The sequence below is a fragment of the Streptomyces sp. ACA25 genome, from assembly GCF_028200735.1.
Lineage (GTDB): Bacteria > Actinomycetota > Actinomycetes > Streptomycetales > Streptomycetaceae > Streptomyces.
This window is the reverse complement of the sequence record NZ_JAQKPV010000004.1, coordinates 311485-325478: the sequence shown is the minus strand read 5'-3', so window position 1 is coordinate 325478 and position 13994 is coordinate 311485. Positions and strand designations below refer to the sequence as shown.

The window sequence follows — 13994 nt, the reverse complement described above, 5'->3', positions numbered from 1 at the left end:
GGGAGGGCCGGGGCGGGCGGTTCCCACGGGGAAAGGGCCGTTCCGGCGGCGTGGAAACGCGCCGCAGGTGTCCATCGGGCGCCGGACCGGCGTCATGTCGCCACCGTGGGGCCGGGGCCCGGGTACGCGCGACGAGGGACGCAGCCCTGGGCCTAGCGTGCGGGCCAGGCGCTCGGCTCGACTTCCTGCCCGCTCGCGGCGAGCTCGGCGCAGGCGTCGGTCAGCGTCTCCAGCAGCGTGAGCGGCTCGGGCAGCGGCAGCTCGGGGCCGCGCAGCCAGCGGACCCCGCCCCGGCCGGGGACCCGGGAAGGCGGCAGCAGTACGTAGCTGCCGCGGCAGTGCCAGCGCAGCCCGGGGTGCTCGTCCATGGTCTCGGGGCGGCAGTCCAGCTCGCACGGCCACCACTCGTCCTCGTCCGCCGGGGTGCCGCGCGTCCTGGTGAAGAACAGCATCCGGTCCGGATCGGTGACGGCCACCGGGCCGGTGTCCACCCCTCCGGCCGTCAGCCGCTCCAGGGCTGCCTCGCCGGCGGACAGGGGTACGTCGAGCACGTCGTGGGCCTGACCGGTGGCGGTGATGACGTTGGCCTCCGGGTCTGCGCGCAGCCAGCGCAGGACCTGGTCCCGGTCCGTGGTGGCCTGGGTCTGCCAGGCGAAGGAGACGGGATGGCGGGCAGGCGTGGGGCAGCCGATGCGCTCGCAGGAACAGCCGTAGTCGTGCGGGTAGGCGGCCATGGCCAGCGGGAATCCGGCATCGGCAGCGGCGAGCAGCAGTTCCTCACGAGCCAGCGCGGCGGCTTCGGTGGCTGCCGCGTTCCGGACGTTCCGGCCGTTCCGGCGCAGCCAGCGGGGGATCCTGCTCTCGCGTTCCATGGGCTGTCAACCGCCTCACTTCCGTCCGAGGGCCCGCCTGGCCGTCTTTCCGCCATCCTGCCCTGTGAGCGGGGCCTATGGGTAATCGGACCTCCTACAAGCCCGGCGCGCCGCCGAATATTCCCCCGCACCACCCGCCCCACCCGTGAGCTCCGGCCGGGAGCCGCCGGCGCCGCCCCGGCCTGCCGGTACCGGAATCATCAGCACAGCCTCATGATTTCCGTCCCGACAGGGCGCACCATGGGCTCACACCGACCACCCGGCTGACGTGAGGAGACCCCCTTTGTACCGACCTCGCAGCTATCTGATGTGCCCGCCGGAGTATTTCCGGGTCAGCTACTCCATCAATCCGTGGATGGACCCGGACAAGCCGGTGGAGCTGTCGCTGGCGCTCGCTCAGTGGGAGACTCTGCGCGACCGCTACCGCTCCCTGGGCCACACCGTGGAGGAGCTGACCCCGCACCCGGGGCTCCCCGACATGGTCTACGCCGCCAACGGGGCCACCGTGATCGACGGCCGGGTGCTCGGGGCCCGCTTCGCCCATCCGGAACGGCAGGACGAAGCCGAGCGGCATCACGCCTGGCACCGGGAGCACAGCGCGGCGGAGGTCAGACGGCCGGAACACGTCAACGAGGGTGAGGGCGACTTCGCGGTGACCGCCTCCTGGCTGCTGGCCGGCCGGGGCTTCCGCAGCAGCCCGCTGTCCCACCCGGAGGCCCAGGAGTTCTTCGGCCGCCCCGTCCTCGGCCTCGACCTCGTCGACCCCCGGTTCTACCACCTGGACACCGCGTTCGCCGTGCTCGACGACACACGTGACGACGCGGTCATGTACTACCCGCCGGCCTTCTCACCCGGCAGCCGCGCCGTGCTCGCCCGGCTCTTCCCCGACGCGGTGCTCGCCGAGGAGGCGGACGCACTGGCGCTCGGTCTCAACGCCGTCTCCGACGGCCACCACGTCTTTCTGCCGCAGGAGGCCCAAGGGCTGTTCGGCCCGCTGCGGGACCGTGGATACGAGCCGGTGCCCACCGACCTCACGGAGCTGCTCAAGGGCGGCGGCAGCGTCAAGTGCTGCACGGCCGAGCTGCGCGGCGGCCACCGCAGAGCGGGCGCAGCCGGGGCCGCGGGCGCAGCCGGGGCCGCGGGCGCTGCCGGCGGATAGCTCCGGTGCCGGGGGCCGCGTCACTCAGGGCGGCGGCCAGGGCGCACCCCAGCCGGCGTCGCGGGCGGCCCGGTACTGCTCGCGGTCCCGCTTGGTGACCGTCCCGCGCCGCAGCCCTTCCTCGGGCTCGCACAGGTCGAGGAGCACCTGGCCCTTGCGCAGCTGCGGCCTGCGGACGATGCGGGACGCGGCCGGAGTGGCCGGCCCCGGGTCACGGACGGCTGCGACATAGCTGTACTTCTCGTCCTCGTACGGCAGCGAGCCGCCCTTGATCCGCCGGTGCAGGGCGGAGCGGTTCACCCGGGCGGCGAAGTGGCACCAGTCGGCGCCGACCTCGATCGGGCACCGGTCGTCGTGCGGGCAGGGTGCCAGCACGGTCAGCCCGCCCGCGATCAGCTGATCACGGGCCTGCCGGATGCGCAGGTAGCCGGCCGGGGTCCCGGGCTCCACCAGGACCACGGCCCGGCCGGCCCCGGCCGCGGCGGAGACCACCGCCGAGCGGGCCGGGCCGGTGAGTTCACCGAGCACGTAGGAGACCGTCACCAGATCCGCCGCCGGCAGTTCGGGCGCGTCGTCGAACGCCTGGCGGCACCACTGTGCCGCGCGCAGCGCCGGGTCGCCGGAGGCGGCGGCCAGCTCGCGTCCCAGCTCCAGCGCGGGCTCCGCCCAGTCGAGCACGGTGGTCGGCCGGTTCTGCCCCGGCCACCGGGCCGCCGCCGCCCAGACCGCGGAGCCGGTGCCGCCGCCCACATCGGTGTGGCCGGAGGGTGACCAGCCGGGCATCCGGTCCGCGAGCTCCGTCAGTGCGCCCGCCACCGCCTGGAAGGTGGCGGGCATCCGGTAGGCGGCATAGGCGGCCACGTCGGCCCGGTCGCGCAGGATGGGTGAGCCGGTCGTGCCATGGCCCCGGTAGTGCCCCATCAGCCGCTCGACCGTGCCGGTGACCTGCGTCGGGGGGAGCCCGTCGAGCAGGCGGTCGAGGGCGGCGCGGAGCTCGTCGGCGGTGCTGTTCACCGGTGCAGTGTAGGAGACGGCGCGAGGGTGCGGGCCCCCGGTGGCCGCCCCGGGGTTCCGGGGCGGGGACGGCCCCGGGGCCGGGCGCGGTCAGCGCAGCGCCCGGGCGAGCCGGGTGGCGGCCCGGGCCCGCGGGGTGCTGTCGGGCCGCCGCGGACGGACCGGGTGAACGGTGTTCGCGAGCAGGACCAGGTAGCCGCCGGTGTGCCGGTCGAGCACCAGACTGGTGCCGGTGAAGCCGGTGTGGCCGGCCGCGCCGTGGCCCGCCAGCTCCCCCATGAAGTACGGCTGGTCGACGGCGAAGCCCAGACCGGGCGGGTCGAGCAGCAGGGCGGCCGACTCGGGAGTGAGGAGCGGCGGGCCGCCGGCGAGCAGTGCCCGGCACAGCCGGCCCAGGTCACCGGCCGTGGAGAACAGCCCGGCGTGCCCCGCGATGCCGCCGAGCGCGTGCGCGTTCTCGTCGTGCACCTCGCCGCGCAGCAGGCCGCGGTCGGCCTTCGCCCAGGGTCTGCGCTGATCCTCGGTGGCGGCCGCCCCGGCCGCCGGTACGGGTCCGTAGCGGGTGTCGTCCATGCCCAGCGGGGCGGTGATGCCGTCCCGGACGAGCACGTCGAGGCGCTGCCCGGTCACTCGCTCCAGCACCTGCTGCAGCGCGAGGAAGTTGAGGTCGGAGTAACGGTAGGTGCTGCCCGGTTCGGTGACCGGCACCTCCCGCCACAGCAGCCCGAGGCCGCCGCCGTCGTGGAAGGGCAGCTCGGGCCGGAGCCCGGAGGTGTGGGTGAGCAGCTGCCGCACGGTCACCGCCGCCTTGCCTGCCGCGGCGAACTCGGGAACGTGGTCGGCGGCCGGCCCGTCCAGGGCCAGTGCTCCGCGTTCGGCCTGCTGGACGGTGGCGACGGCGGTGAACAGCTTCGTCAGGGAGGCGAGGTCGAAGAGGGTGTCCGCGCGCATCGGGACCCAGTCCGCCCGGGCCCGCTCGCGGCCCCGGGCGGCATACCGCACGGCCCAGCCCGTGGTGTGGCGCACCAGAACACCGGGGCCACGGCCGGCCAGTACCACCGCCCCGGCGCACCAGGGGCGCCCGCCCTCCGCCAGCGCGGAGACCTCCCGGACGAGCGCGGCGAGCTCCGCCGCGGGGGTCAGATGCTCCGGCGTCGCCATGGACGGCAGAGTACGACGAAGCTGGCCCCGGCGAGCACGGTCGCACTCAGCTGCACCACGGCCATCGGAACGGCCGTGTGCTCGCCCGCGACCCCCACGAGCGGGGAGGCGAGGGCACCGACCAGGAACAGCGACGCGCCGAGCAGTGCGGAGGCCGACCCGGCCGCGTGCGGGGTGCGCATCAGCCCTTGCGAGTTGGTGTTCGGCAGCACCAGAGCCATCGCCGACATCAGCACGAACAACGCGCAGGTCACGGGCAGCAGGCCGATCTCACCGAACGCCCCGGCGGTCATCAGCAGCAGGGCGAGGGACGCGCCGCCGATGAGGAGCAGACCGACGGCTATGACCGCGTTCAGCGACACCCGGCCGACGAGTACCTTGCCGTTGATCTGGCTGACCACCACCATGCCGAGGGCGTTGACCATGAACAGCATGCTGAAGGTCTGGGCGGAGGCGCCGTAGATCTCCTGCACGACGAACGGGGAGGCGGCCACATAGGCGAAGAGCGCGCCGAACGTGAGGGCGCCGGTGAGGAGGTGTCCGGTGAACACCCGGTCCTTCCAGAGACCGCCCATGGCGCGCAGCGCGGACGGCACGCCGCCGCGGGTGCGCTGTTCCGGGGGCAGGGTCTCGGGCAGCCAGCGTGCCGCGATCAGCATGAGGACCAGGCCGAAGGCGCCGAGGATGACGAACAGCCCGCGCCAGTCGGTGACGAGCAGCAGCTGCCCGCCGATGACGGGCGCCAGGACGGGGGCGGCGCCGGCGATCAGCATCAGCGTCGAGAAGAACCGGGCCATCGCCAGGCCGTCGAACAGGTCCCGGACAATGGCCCGGGCGATGACGATCCCGGCGGCGCCGGCCAGTCCCTGAATGAGCCGGAAGGCGCTGAGGCTCTCGATCGTGGGGGCGAAGGCGCAGGCGACGGAGGCGACGACGAATCCGCCCATGCCGACCATCAACGGCCGTCGGCGGCCGAGCTGATCGCTCATCGGTCCGACGACGAGCTGCCCGAGGGCCAGTCCGAGCAGGCAGGCGGTGAGCGTGAGCTGGACGTTCGAGGCGCTGGTGTCCATGATGCGGCCGACCTCCGGCAGAGCCGGCAGGTAGAGGTCCATGGACAGCGCGGGAAGCGCGGAAAGACTGCCGAGGATGAGAGTGATCAGCAGGCCGGCCCGGTGGCGGCGGGAGATCGGTGGGGCGCCGGAAGCATCCGGCCGGAGTACCGGGCCGGGATCCGGGGAGGCCCCGGGTATGAGGGGAGCGGAAGGAGCGGCTGCGGTGTCGTGGACGCCGATGCCGGGCGGGCCGCCTTCGGTGGCGACCGGGCAGGGTTGGCCGGGCTGGGTCATGCACCTCTCCGGTGGCTTGTGCGGAACGGCCCGATCATCCCATGACCTGTTCCTCGGGCCCCAGTGGTTTGTGCGCGGGTCTCACCCCTCGGCCTGAGGTGTGCGTCACGTCCGTGGGGCCGCCGGACCGGCGCGGCGGCCGGGCACCGCCGGCCCTGGCGCGACGGTGCGCCCGGAACACCCTGCGGTGCGCGGCGGTTGGCACGGTCATGCCTTCACGCACCGATGTTTCCGTACTGCACTACACGGCCTTCTCCGCCTCCCCGGAAGGAGGCAACCCGGCCGGGGTCGTGCTCGACGCGACCGGGCTCGACGACGGCGACATGCGGGAGATCGCGGCCGGGGTCGGCTACTCGGAGACCGCGTTCCTGACCCCGCCGCCCCCGGGCCTCGACGCCGAACCGGGCCGCGGCTTCACCATCCGGTATTTCAGCCCGCTGGCCGAGGTGCCGTTCTGCGGTCATGCCACCGTCGCGGCCTCGGTGGCCGTCGCCGAGCGCCTCGGCACCGGAGAACTGGCCTTCGCCACCCGGGCCGGTACGGTGCCGGTGACCGTCACCGAACAGGACGGCACCCTGCACGCCACGCTCAGCAGTGTCGAGCCGTCCACCGAGGCCGCCGGGGCCGAGGACGTCAGCGAAACGCTGGCCGCCCTCGGGTGGGCCGCGGACGAGCTGGATCCCGGGTTGCCCCCGCGCATCGCCTTCGCCGGCGCCCGCCATCTCGTGCTGGCCGCCGCCACCCGTGAGCGCCTGGCCACTCTCGACTACGACTTCGAGCGGCTGAAGAACCTCCTGCTCCGGCTCGGCCTCGTCACCGTGCAGCTGGTCTGGCGTGACCGCACGGACCCGGCCGGCACCGTCTTCCACGTCCGGAACCCCTTCCCGGTGGGCGGCGTGGTCGAGGACCCGGCCACCGGGGCAGCCGCCGCGGCTCTCGGCGGCTACCTCCGGGAGCTGAAACTCGTGCCGGGCGGCAACGTCCGCCTCACGCTGCACCAGGGCCACGACATGGGCCGCCCCGCTCTGCTCACCGTGGAGCTGCGCCGCAGGGACCCCCGGGTGCACGTCACCGGTGCGGCGGTGGCGATTCCGGGGCGTTAGGACGGATCGGCTCCCCGAAGCAGGCATGCCCCGGCAGCGGTCCGGGCACCCGGCAAGCCGCTGGGAAGCCGGAGCGAAATAAGGGGTATCCCATGAGTGACACCGACACGCACAGTGACACCTATCGGGAGATCGGGCGCCGTCCGACCGCAGAGGGCGAGGCCCGCACTCTCCTGCTGCGCCGGCACTGCGCCGGCTCGGTGCCGTCCGCCTGGGCCGCGTGCACCGAGCCCGACCGGCTGAGCCGCTGGCTCCATCCGGTCACGGGAGAGCTGTCCATCGGCGGCGCCTACCGGCTGGAGGACGAGGCGCACGGCGAGATCCTGCGCTGCGAGCCGCCCCACCTGCTCGCCGTGACCTGGAGCCAGGGAGAGGGCGGGCCCGCCACCGAGGTGGTGGTGCGGCTGGCTCCCCTCACCGAGCGGGAGACCGCCGTCGAACTGGAGCACGGGCCCATTCCCGACGAGGTCGAGGCGGACGGGCGGTTCCTCGACCCGGTCCTCAACGACGCCCCGACCGGCATGTGGGGGCTGGGGACCCGCTGGGACATGGTGCTGATCTCACTGGACCGCTACCTGCGCGGTGAGCTGGACGAACCGAGCGCCGCCACTCTGGACGAGCACAGCCCGGAGGTGCGGGAGCTGGCCGACCGCTGCGGCCTCGCCTGGGCATCCACCGTGGCCTCCGCCACCACGAACCGCGCCTGATTGCCGCGAACCGCCGGGGCGCACCGCGCGCCCGGGAGATGCGGCAGACGAGCCGTGCTGTACGCCGGGTTCTGTCTCCCGGGGCCCTCGCGGCCCCCGGGGAGGCGGTCATCCCTCTACGACTGCCGTCACCGGCAGCCTCCAGCGGTCCACCCGCGGACTCGGGCGGGCCGCCCTCGATCGTCCGCGCAAGGCCGTCACCGACGGCCTCTCCTGACCTTGCTCCGGGTGGGGTTTACCGAGCCGCCCAGGTCACCCTGGGCGCTGGTGGTCTCTTACACCACCGTTTCACCCTTACCGGGTACTGCTCGCGCAGTCCCGGCGGTCTGTTTTCTGTGGCACTGTCCCGTGGGTCGCCCCAGGTAGGCGTTACCTACCACCCTGCCCTGCGGAGCCCGGACGTTCCTCGGCGGGACCTCGAAGGCCCCGACGCGACCGCCCGCACTACTCGTCTGCCGCGTCCGCCATGGTACCCGCCGGGCAGGGCGGTCCGGTGCCGCGGGAGCTCCGGGCCCGCCCGGGTCCGGAGCCGGGCGGGCGGACCGGAGGCCGTAGGCTCGTGAGGCCGCCGCCCCTGCCGAGCCGATCACCGGGCCGGGCGCTCCCGCGGCGAGGTGGAGAGACAAGGAGAGACGTTCCGTGCTGGTGCTGCTGCCGCCGTCGGAGGGCAAGGCCGAGGGGTTCGGCGGACCCCCGCTGGATCTCGGCGGTCTCTCGCTCCCCGGCCTGACGCCGGCCCGGGAAACCGTGCTGGCCGAGCTGGTCGACCTGTGCTCCGGTGACCCGGAGAAGGCCCGGGGGGTGCTGGGGCTCAGCGAGCGGCAGGCCGGGGAGATCACGAAGAACGCGGCCCTGCGCACCGCCCCGGCCCGTCCGGCCGGAGAGATCTACACCGGCGTGCTGTACGACGCGCTGGGACTGGCCACCCTGGGCACGGCCGCCCGGGAACGCGCGGGCCGCGCCCTGCTGGTGTTCTCCGGTCTGTGGGGGGCCGTCCGGGTGTCCGACCTGATTCCGTCCTACCGCTGCCCGGTGGGTACCCGGCTGCCGGGTACCGGCGGGCTGGCCGGCCTCTGGCGCCCCGTCATGGCCGAGGTCCTGCCGGAGGCGGCCGGCTCAGGCCTGGTGCTGGACCTGCGTTCCGCCGCCTACGCCGGCATGTGGAAGCCGAAGGGCGGCCCGGCGGAGCGCACCGTCACCGTGCGGGTGCTGCAGGCGAAGGTGGTGGACGGCACCGAGCGGCGGTCCGTGGTGAGCCACTTCAACAAGGCGACCAAGGGCAGGATCGTGCGCGCGCTGCTGGAGTCCGGGGCGCAGCCGCGCAGCGCCACCGGGCTGGCGGATGTGCTGCGTGACCTCGGGCACACCGTGGAGATGCCCGACGACGCCGGGCCCCGGAGGCTGGACGTCATCGTGCGCGAACTCTGAGAGCGCCGGCCGGCGGGCGGATTGCGAACGGCGCAACCGGCGTTGTGCCGGGCGGCGGGCGGGTGCATGGTCGAGGAATGGAAGGCTCTGTTCTCGATCTGTCCCCCGTGCTCCCGGTCGTCGCCCTGGAGGACGCCGCCGATGCCGTGCCGCTGGCCCTCGCCCTCGCCGCCGGCGGGCTGACCGCCCTGGAGGTGACGCTGCGCACCCCGGGGGCGACCGACGCCATCCGGGCCATCGCCTCCGAGGTGCCGCAGGTGACGGTGGGCGCCGGTACGGTGCGCACCCCGGAGCAGGCCGAGGAGGCCGTCGCGGCGGGTGCCGGGTTCCTGGTGAGCCCGGGATCCACCGGTCATCTGCTCGCCGGCCTGCGGGCGTCCGGGGTGCCGTTCCTGCCGGGAGCGGCCACCGCGTCGGAAGTCATGGTGCTCCTGGAGCACGGCATCACGGACCTGAAGTTCTTCCCCGCCGAACCGGCCGGTGGGGTCGCCTTTCTGCGCGCCCTGGCGGGCCCGTTCCCGCAGGTCCGGTTCTGCCCCACCGGGGGCGTCACGGCCGAATCGGCGCTGGCATATCTGGCCCTGCCCAACGTGGTGTGCGTGGGCGGGAGCTGGATGGTGCCGGAGGACGCGCTGGCGGGCCGCGACTGGGGCCGGGTGACGGATCTGGCCCGCAAGGCGCCGCTCCGGGCCGGCTGAAGGGTCCCTCCGGTCACCGGCCCGCCCCGGACGCCCCGGCGTCCGGGGCGTCCGGTCAGCGCAGGTGGCTCGTCTCGTTGAACAGCCGGACCGAGGCGTTGCCGTCCGCCCAGTAGGCCACCGCGGACAGCGAGGCAGCCGCCAGCTCCATCCGGAACATCGCCTCCGGCGGGGCGGCGAGAGCCAGCCGGAGCAGGGACTTCACCGGGGTGACGTGGCTGACCAGCAGCACCGTGCGCCCGGCGTACCGGGCGAGGAGCCGGTCCCGGGTCACCGCGACCCGGCGGGCCACCGAGGCGAAGCTCTCGCCGCCGCCCGTGGGCTCCGCCTTGGCCGAGGTCAGCCAGTGGTGGAGGTCGTCCGGGTACCGCTCCTGGACCTCTGCGAAGGTGAGGCCCTCCCAGTCGCCGAAGTCCGTCTCCCGCAGGCCTTCCTCCAGCCGTACGTCGAGGTTCAGCCGGGCCGCGACGGTCTCCGCCGTCTGCCGGCAGCGCTTGAGCGGTGAGCTGACGATTGCCTGGACGGTTCCGCGTGCGGCGAGCGCCTCGCCGACGGCCTCCGCCTGCCGGTGGCCGGTCCCGGAGAGCTCGGGGTCGTTGCCGCCGCTGCCGGAGAACCGCTTGAGCGGAGTCAGGGCCGTCTCCCCGTGCCGGAGCAGCACGAACGTGGTGGGCGTGCCCAGGTCCGCGCCCCAGCCGGCCGACGGGGGTGCCGTCTCGGCAGCGGGTTCCGCGGCCACCGCGGGCCCGGGCCGCTCCGCCACGAGCTGTGCCCGGGAGCGGTCGGCCTGCCACACCTCGCCGCGCTTCCCGGCGTCCATCGCCTCGTTGGCGAGCCGGTCGGCGTACTTGTTCTTCTCCCGGGGGATCCACTCGTAGGTGACGGCCCCGGCGGGGAAGATCGTTCCGGCCTCGGCGGCGAGCGGACGCATGTCCGGATGCTTGATCTTCCAGCGGCCGGACATCTGCTCGACGACGAGCTTGGAGTCCATCCGGACGTGCACGGTGGCCCCGGGGTCGAGCGCGAAGGCCGCCCGCAGGCCGGCGACCAGCCCTTGGTACTCGGCGACATTGTTGGTCGCGGTACCGATGTGGGCGGCCGTCTCCGCCAGCACCTCACCGGACGCGGCATCGAGGACCACCGCGCCGTACCCGGCCGGTCCCGGGTTGCCCCGGGAGCCTCCGTCCGCCTCGATGAGGAAGGTGCGCCCCTTGCCCGGTCCGCGCGTCACAGCCCGGACTCTGGGGTGCGGACCAGGATCCGGCGGCAGTTCTCGCAGCGCAGGACGGCGTCCTCGGAAGCCGCCTTGACCTCGTTGACCTCGGTGATGTTGAGCTCGAGACGGCAGCCCTCGCAGCGCTTCTGATAGAGCCGCGCCGCCCCGACTCCGCCGTGCTGGGCCCGGAGCTTGTCGTACAGCTTGAGCAGCGACTCGGGCACCGCCCGGGCGATGACCTCGCGCTCCCGGCCCACCGTCCCGGCCTCGGCGTCGATTTCCCCGACCACCGTGTCGCGCCGGCCGGTCACTTCGGTCACCGTGGTCTGCAGCTCCTCGACCGAGGCGGCCAGCTCCTCGGCCCGGGCCTGGGCCGACTCGTGGCGTTCCATGATCTCGAGCACGACGTTCTCCAGGGCGTCCTGCCGCTTGGCGAGCGAAGCGATCTCGCTCTGCAGGCTCTCCAGGTCCCTGGGACTGGTGACCATGCCGGAGTCCAGCCGCTGCTGGTCGCGGACGGCCCGCTGCCGGACCTGGTCGACGTCCTGCTCGGCCTTCGTCTGTTCGCGGGCGGTGTCGCTCACCTCGGTCTGCGCGGCGACCAGCAGGTCGCGCCGCTGGGCGAGCTCGCTCTCCAGCTCACGGAGCTCCGCGTGCTCGGGGAGGGTGGTGCGCTGATGCGCGAGCTGGGTCAGCCGGACATCCAGGGCCTGGACGTCGAGCAGACGGATCTGGTCGGCAGGCGCAGCGTTCAGTTGGGGGCTCCCGGTGTGACTTCGGACGGGGCGCGGGCGGCGCCCCGGTGCGGGGTGGTGGACGACGGACGGGCCGGATCGGCTGCCGCGTGTGCGCTCCACGGGTCGGTGACCCGGTGGGAGACATGGACGCGCAGGTCCCATCCATGACGGTCGGAGAGGGCGTCGAGCTGGGTCGCGGCCTGCTCGCACCACGGCCACTCGGTGGCCCAGTGGGCCGCGTCGACCAGGGCGAGCGGAGACTGCTCGCGGGCCTCGGAGGCGGGGTGGTGGCGCAGGTCGGCGGTCAGGTAGGCATCCACGCCGGCCGCGCGCACGGCGGGGAAGAGGCTGTCGCCCGAGCCGCCGCAGACAGCGACCGTGCGGACCGGACGGTCCGGGTCCCCGGCGGCGCGGACGCCCTGCGCGGTGGCCGGCAGCCGGGCGGCGGCGTACGCGGCGAACTCGGCGACGGTCAGCGGCTGGTCGAGCTCGCAGATCCTGCCGAGGCCGCGGCGCCCGGCCGGGTCGTCGGGGTCGGGCACCAGGGGCCCGGTGATCCGGAGCCCCAGTGCCCCGGCGAGGGCGTCGGAGACCCCCGGGTCGGCACGGTCGGCGTTGGTGTGCGCGACCTGGAGCGCGATGCCGTTCCTGATCAGTGTGTGCACCACGCGGCCCTTGAAGGTGTCGGCCGCGACCGTGGTGGTGCCGCGCAGGTACAACGGGTGGTGTGTGAGCAGCAGCTGTGCCCCCAGCTCGACGGCCTCGTCGGCGATCTCCTGCACCGGGTCGACCGCGATGAGCACCCGGTCGACGTGGTCCGACGGGTCTCCGCAGACCGTGCCGACGGCGTCCCAGTCCTCGGCTCGCTCAGGGGGCCAAAGGGTGTCGAGCGCGGTGAGGACATCGGAGAGGGCGGGCACGGGGCCCAGGCTACCTGCCCCGGCGGGGGCCCGGCCCCGCCCCGGCCCCGGAGGGGCAGGCCGCGGGAACGACGGAGCACAGCGGGCGCCGGCGGCCGGCCCGAACAGGCTTCTCGTCACTCGTAAGCGTGAAGGCGCCCTCCGTCGGTTGTTCTACGGGCCGTACGAATCTAGCGTCCTGGCTGGAGGTGATCGCATGATGACGGTCTGTGCCGACCAGCCCCGGACAGCTGCCGGGGCGGTAGCCCGGGTGGGTGCCCGGGCGGCCGCCGACGTCCTTGCCGGTGTTCCCGGTTGCAGGCCGCTGACGATCGCGGCCGACGGTTCCTACGGGGCCCGCCTGGTGGTGCGCGGCCCGGGGCCGGACGGACGGACGGGCTGGTGTCCGGAGCGCTGGACGCTGGACGGGCCCGAGCCGTACAGCGTTCCGCTGCCCGGCAGCCGGCCGGAGGATCCGGCCGGTGAGCTGCAGCCGCTGGCCGACGGCCGGGTGCTGATCAGCCGGCCCGCCGACGACGGGTTCAGCTTCGCCCTGCTCTACCCCTCGGGTCCGGACACCGGGGAGCTGGCGCTCGGCTCCGTGGAGTGCGGGCAGCTCTCCCTGCTGCCCCCCGCCCCGGACGGTTCCCGCGTCTACGCCCTGGTCCCCGGGGACGGGGCGACGGTCCTGTGGCAGGTGTGCGGTGGGGCCTTCGGGCCCGAGCCGGTGGCCCGGATCCCCGGGCGATGCTCGGGCGGAGCCTGGCTGGACCGGCAGGGGCGGCTGCTGGCGCTGGACCGCACGGACGTGGAGGGCCGGACCCGGACCGTGACGCTCGACGTCCGGCACGGCGGCACCCCGGCCACCCTGCTGCAGATCGCCGAGGGCAGCAACGACCGGCTGCTGCTGGCCGACCCGGACAGCGGGCTGCTGCTGGTCCGCTCCGATGCCCCCGGCGAGGACCGGGTGGGCTGGGGGGTGCTGGGCAGCCACCGGCCGGTCCGGTTCCCGGAGGCTCTGCACCCGGAAGGGGTGCGGCTGGTGCCGTTCGCGGTGCAGCCGGACCAGGTGCTGCTGCCGGAGACCTGTGCGGTGGCACTGCTCGCTGAAGGGCCGGGCGGGACGCGGATCGTGGCGTGGCGCCCTCAGCAGCGGGAAGTGCAGCCGGTGGCTGCCCCGGAGGGGTGGCTGACAGGCGCCGGCCGGTGGACGCCCGGCGGCGAGCTGCTGCTCCCCTTCTCCTCGGCGGACACCCCGTGCGGAGTGGCCCGGGTCCCGGTCCCGGTCCCGGTGCCCCGGCCCCGGCCCCGGCCGCTGCGGAGTTTTCGGGGCGGAGAGCTCCCGGCGCCCGGCCCCGCCGCCGACACCGCGGCCGTGGCGGGGGTGTGCCGGCCGGTGCCACTGCAGCAGGCCCCGCTGGCCGGGAAGGGCTGAGCCTTCCGGCTGTCCCGGGGCCGGCAGTCGGCGGCGGGGCCGGGAGCGGTGTCACCCCCGGTGTGCCGCTCCCGGGCGGATGAGGCAGAGTGTGGATCCGGCAGCATCGAGGAACACCGGCGCGCGGCCGCGCCGCGCGCACCACGAGCACGGGGACCGCAGGGGGACGGGTGGCGCACGACGGGCTGGAGCCGGCACCGGAGGCTCTCGCCGCCT

13 protein-coding genes and 1 other RNA gene are annotated in these 13994 nt (G+C 74.5%); 6 read left to right on the top strand and 8 right to left on the bottom strand.

Annotated features, from left to right (window positions below):
- Positions 1-152: 152 nt before the first annotated feature.
- Entirely contained in the window at positions 153-872 is a 720-nt protein-coding gene (locus PJ985_RS09555; protein WP_271683170.1) for a bifunctional DNA primase/polymerase, read from the bottom strand.
- Between the two features lie 283 nt (positions 873-1155).
- On the opposite strand from PJ985_RS09555, the gene ddaH reads away from it, so the two are divergent.
- Positions 1156-2031, top strand: a complete 876-nt coding sequence (gene ddaH, locus PJ985_RS09550) for a dimethylargininase (RefSeq protein WP_443033446.1) — start codon at positions 1156-1158, stop codon at positions 2029-2031.
- Positions 2032-2055: 24 nt separating this feature from the next.
- Here ddaH and PJ985_RS09545 read toward each other — a convergent pair whose 3' ends face one another.
- The 3 genes from PJ985_RS09545 to PJ985_RS09535 form a co-directional block, all read right to left on the bottom strand.
- Positions 2056-3045: a small ribosomal subunit Rsm22 family protein gene (locus PJ985_RS09545; RefSeq protein ID WP_271683169.1), complete on the bottom strand. Its 990-nt coding sequence runs from the start codon at positions 3043-3045 to the stop codon at positions 2056-2058.
- Positions 3046-3135: 90 nt separating this feature from the next.
- Positions 3136-4206 (bottom strand): serine hydrolase domain-containing protein, encoded by a 1071-nt coding sequence (locus PJ985_RS09540; protein ID WP_271683168.1) that lies wholly within the window; start codon positions 4204-4206, stop codon positions 3136-3138.
- On the bottom strand, positions 4185-5555 hold the full coding sequence (locus tag PJ985_RS09535; RefSeq protein WP_271683167.1) for a multidrug effflux MFS transporter: 1371 nt from the start codon (positions 5553-5555) through the stop codon (positions 4185-4187). Before PJ985_RS09535 ends, PJ985_RS09540 begins: the two co-directional genes overlap by 22 nt.
- A 209-nt stretch (positions 5556-5764) precedes the next feature.
- Here PJ985_RS09535 and PJ985_RS09530 point away from each other — a divergent pair, with 209 nt between their 5' ends.
- Together PJ985_RS09530 and PJ985_RS09525 are read left to right on the top strand one after the other, a co-directional pair.
- The gene (locus PJ985_RS09530) at positions 5765-6658 is read left to right on the top strand and encodes a PhzF family phenazine biosynthesis protein (protein WP_271683166.1); all 894 of its coding nucleotides are present in this window, start codon (positions 5765-5767) and stop codon (positions 6656-6658) included.
- A gap of 92 nt (positions 6659-6750) precedes the next feature.
- Entirely contained in the window at positions 6751-7365 is a 615-nt protein-coding gene (locus PJ985_RS09525) for an SRPBCC domain-containing protein (protein ID WP_271683165.1), read from the top strand.
- Between the two features lie 44 nt (positions 7366-7409).
- On the opposite strand, the gene rnpB is transcribed toward PJ985_RS09525, so the two are convergent.
- Positions 7410-7816, bottom strand: an RNA gene (rnpB, locus tag PJ985_RS09520) — RNase P RNA component class A.
- A gap of 188 nt (positions 7817-8004) precedes the next feature.
- Here rnpB and yaaA point away from each other — a divergent pair.
- A complete protein-coding gene (gene yaaA / locus PJ985_RS09515; protein ID WP_271683164.1) occupies positions 8005-8793 on the top strand; it encodes a peroxide stress protein YaaA in 789 nt (262 codons plus the stop codon).
- A 77-nt stretch (positions 8794-8870) separates the two neighbouring features.
- A complete protein-coding gene (eda, locus tag PJ985_RS09510; RefSeq protein WP_271683163.1) occupies positions 8871-9491 on the top strand; it encodes a bifunctional 4-hydroxy-2-oxoglutarate aldolase/2-dehydro-3-deoxy-phosphogluconate aldolase in 621 nt (206 codons plus the stop codon).
- A gap of 55 nt (positions 9492-9546) precedes the next feature.
- Here eda and PJ985_RS09505 read toward each other — a convergent pair whose 3' ends face one another.
- From PJ985_RS09505 to PJ985_RS09495, 3 genes are read right to left on the bottom strand one after another with little or no spacing between them, the layout of a single operon-like run.
- On the bottom strand, positions 9547-10722 hold the full coding sequence (locus PJ985_RS09505) for a bifunctional RNase H/acid phosphatase (RefSeq protein ID WP_271683162.1): 1176 nt from the start codon (positions 10720-10722) through the stop codon (positions 9547-9549).
- Positions 10719-11462, bottom strand: coding sequence for a zinc ribbon domain-containing protein (locus PJ985_RS09500; RefSeq protein WP_271683259.1), 744 nt, complete (start codon positions 11460-11462; stop codon positions 10719-10721). The genes PJ985_RS09505 and PJ985_RS09500 overlap by 4 nt, the downstream gene beginning before the upstream one ends.
- Entirely contained in the window at positions 11459-12364 is a 906-nt protein-coding gene (locus tag PJ985_RS09495; protein ID WP_271683161.1) for a Nif3-like dinuclear metal center hexameric protein, read from the bottom strand. Before PJ985_RS09495 ends, PJ985_RS09500 begins: the two co-directional genes overlap by 4 nt.
- 196 nt (positions 12365-12560) lie before the next feature.
- On the opposite strand from PJ985_RS09495, the gene PJ985_RS09490 reads away from it, so the two are divergent.
- Complete coding sequence (locus PJ985_RS09490; protein ID WP_443033445.1) at positions 12561-13778, top strand: hypothetical protein; 1218 nt, start codon at positions 12561-12563, stop codon at positions 13776-13778.
- The last annotated feature ends 216 nt before the right edge of the window (positions 13779-13994 follow it).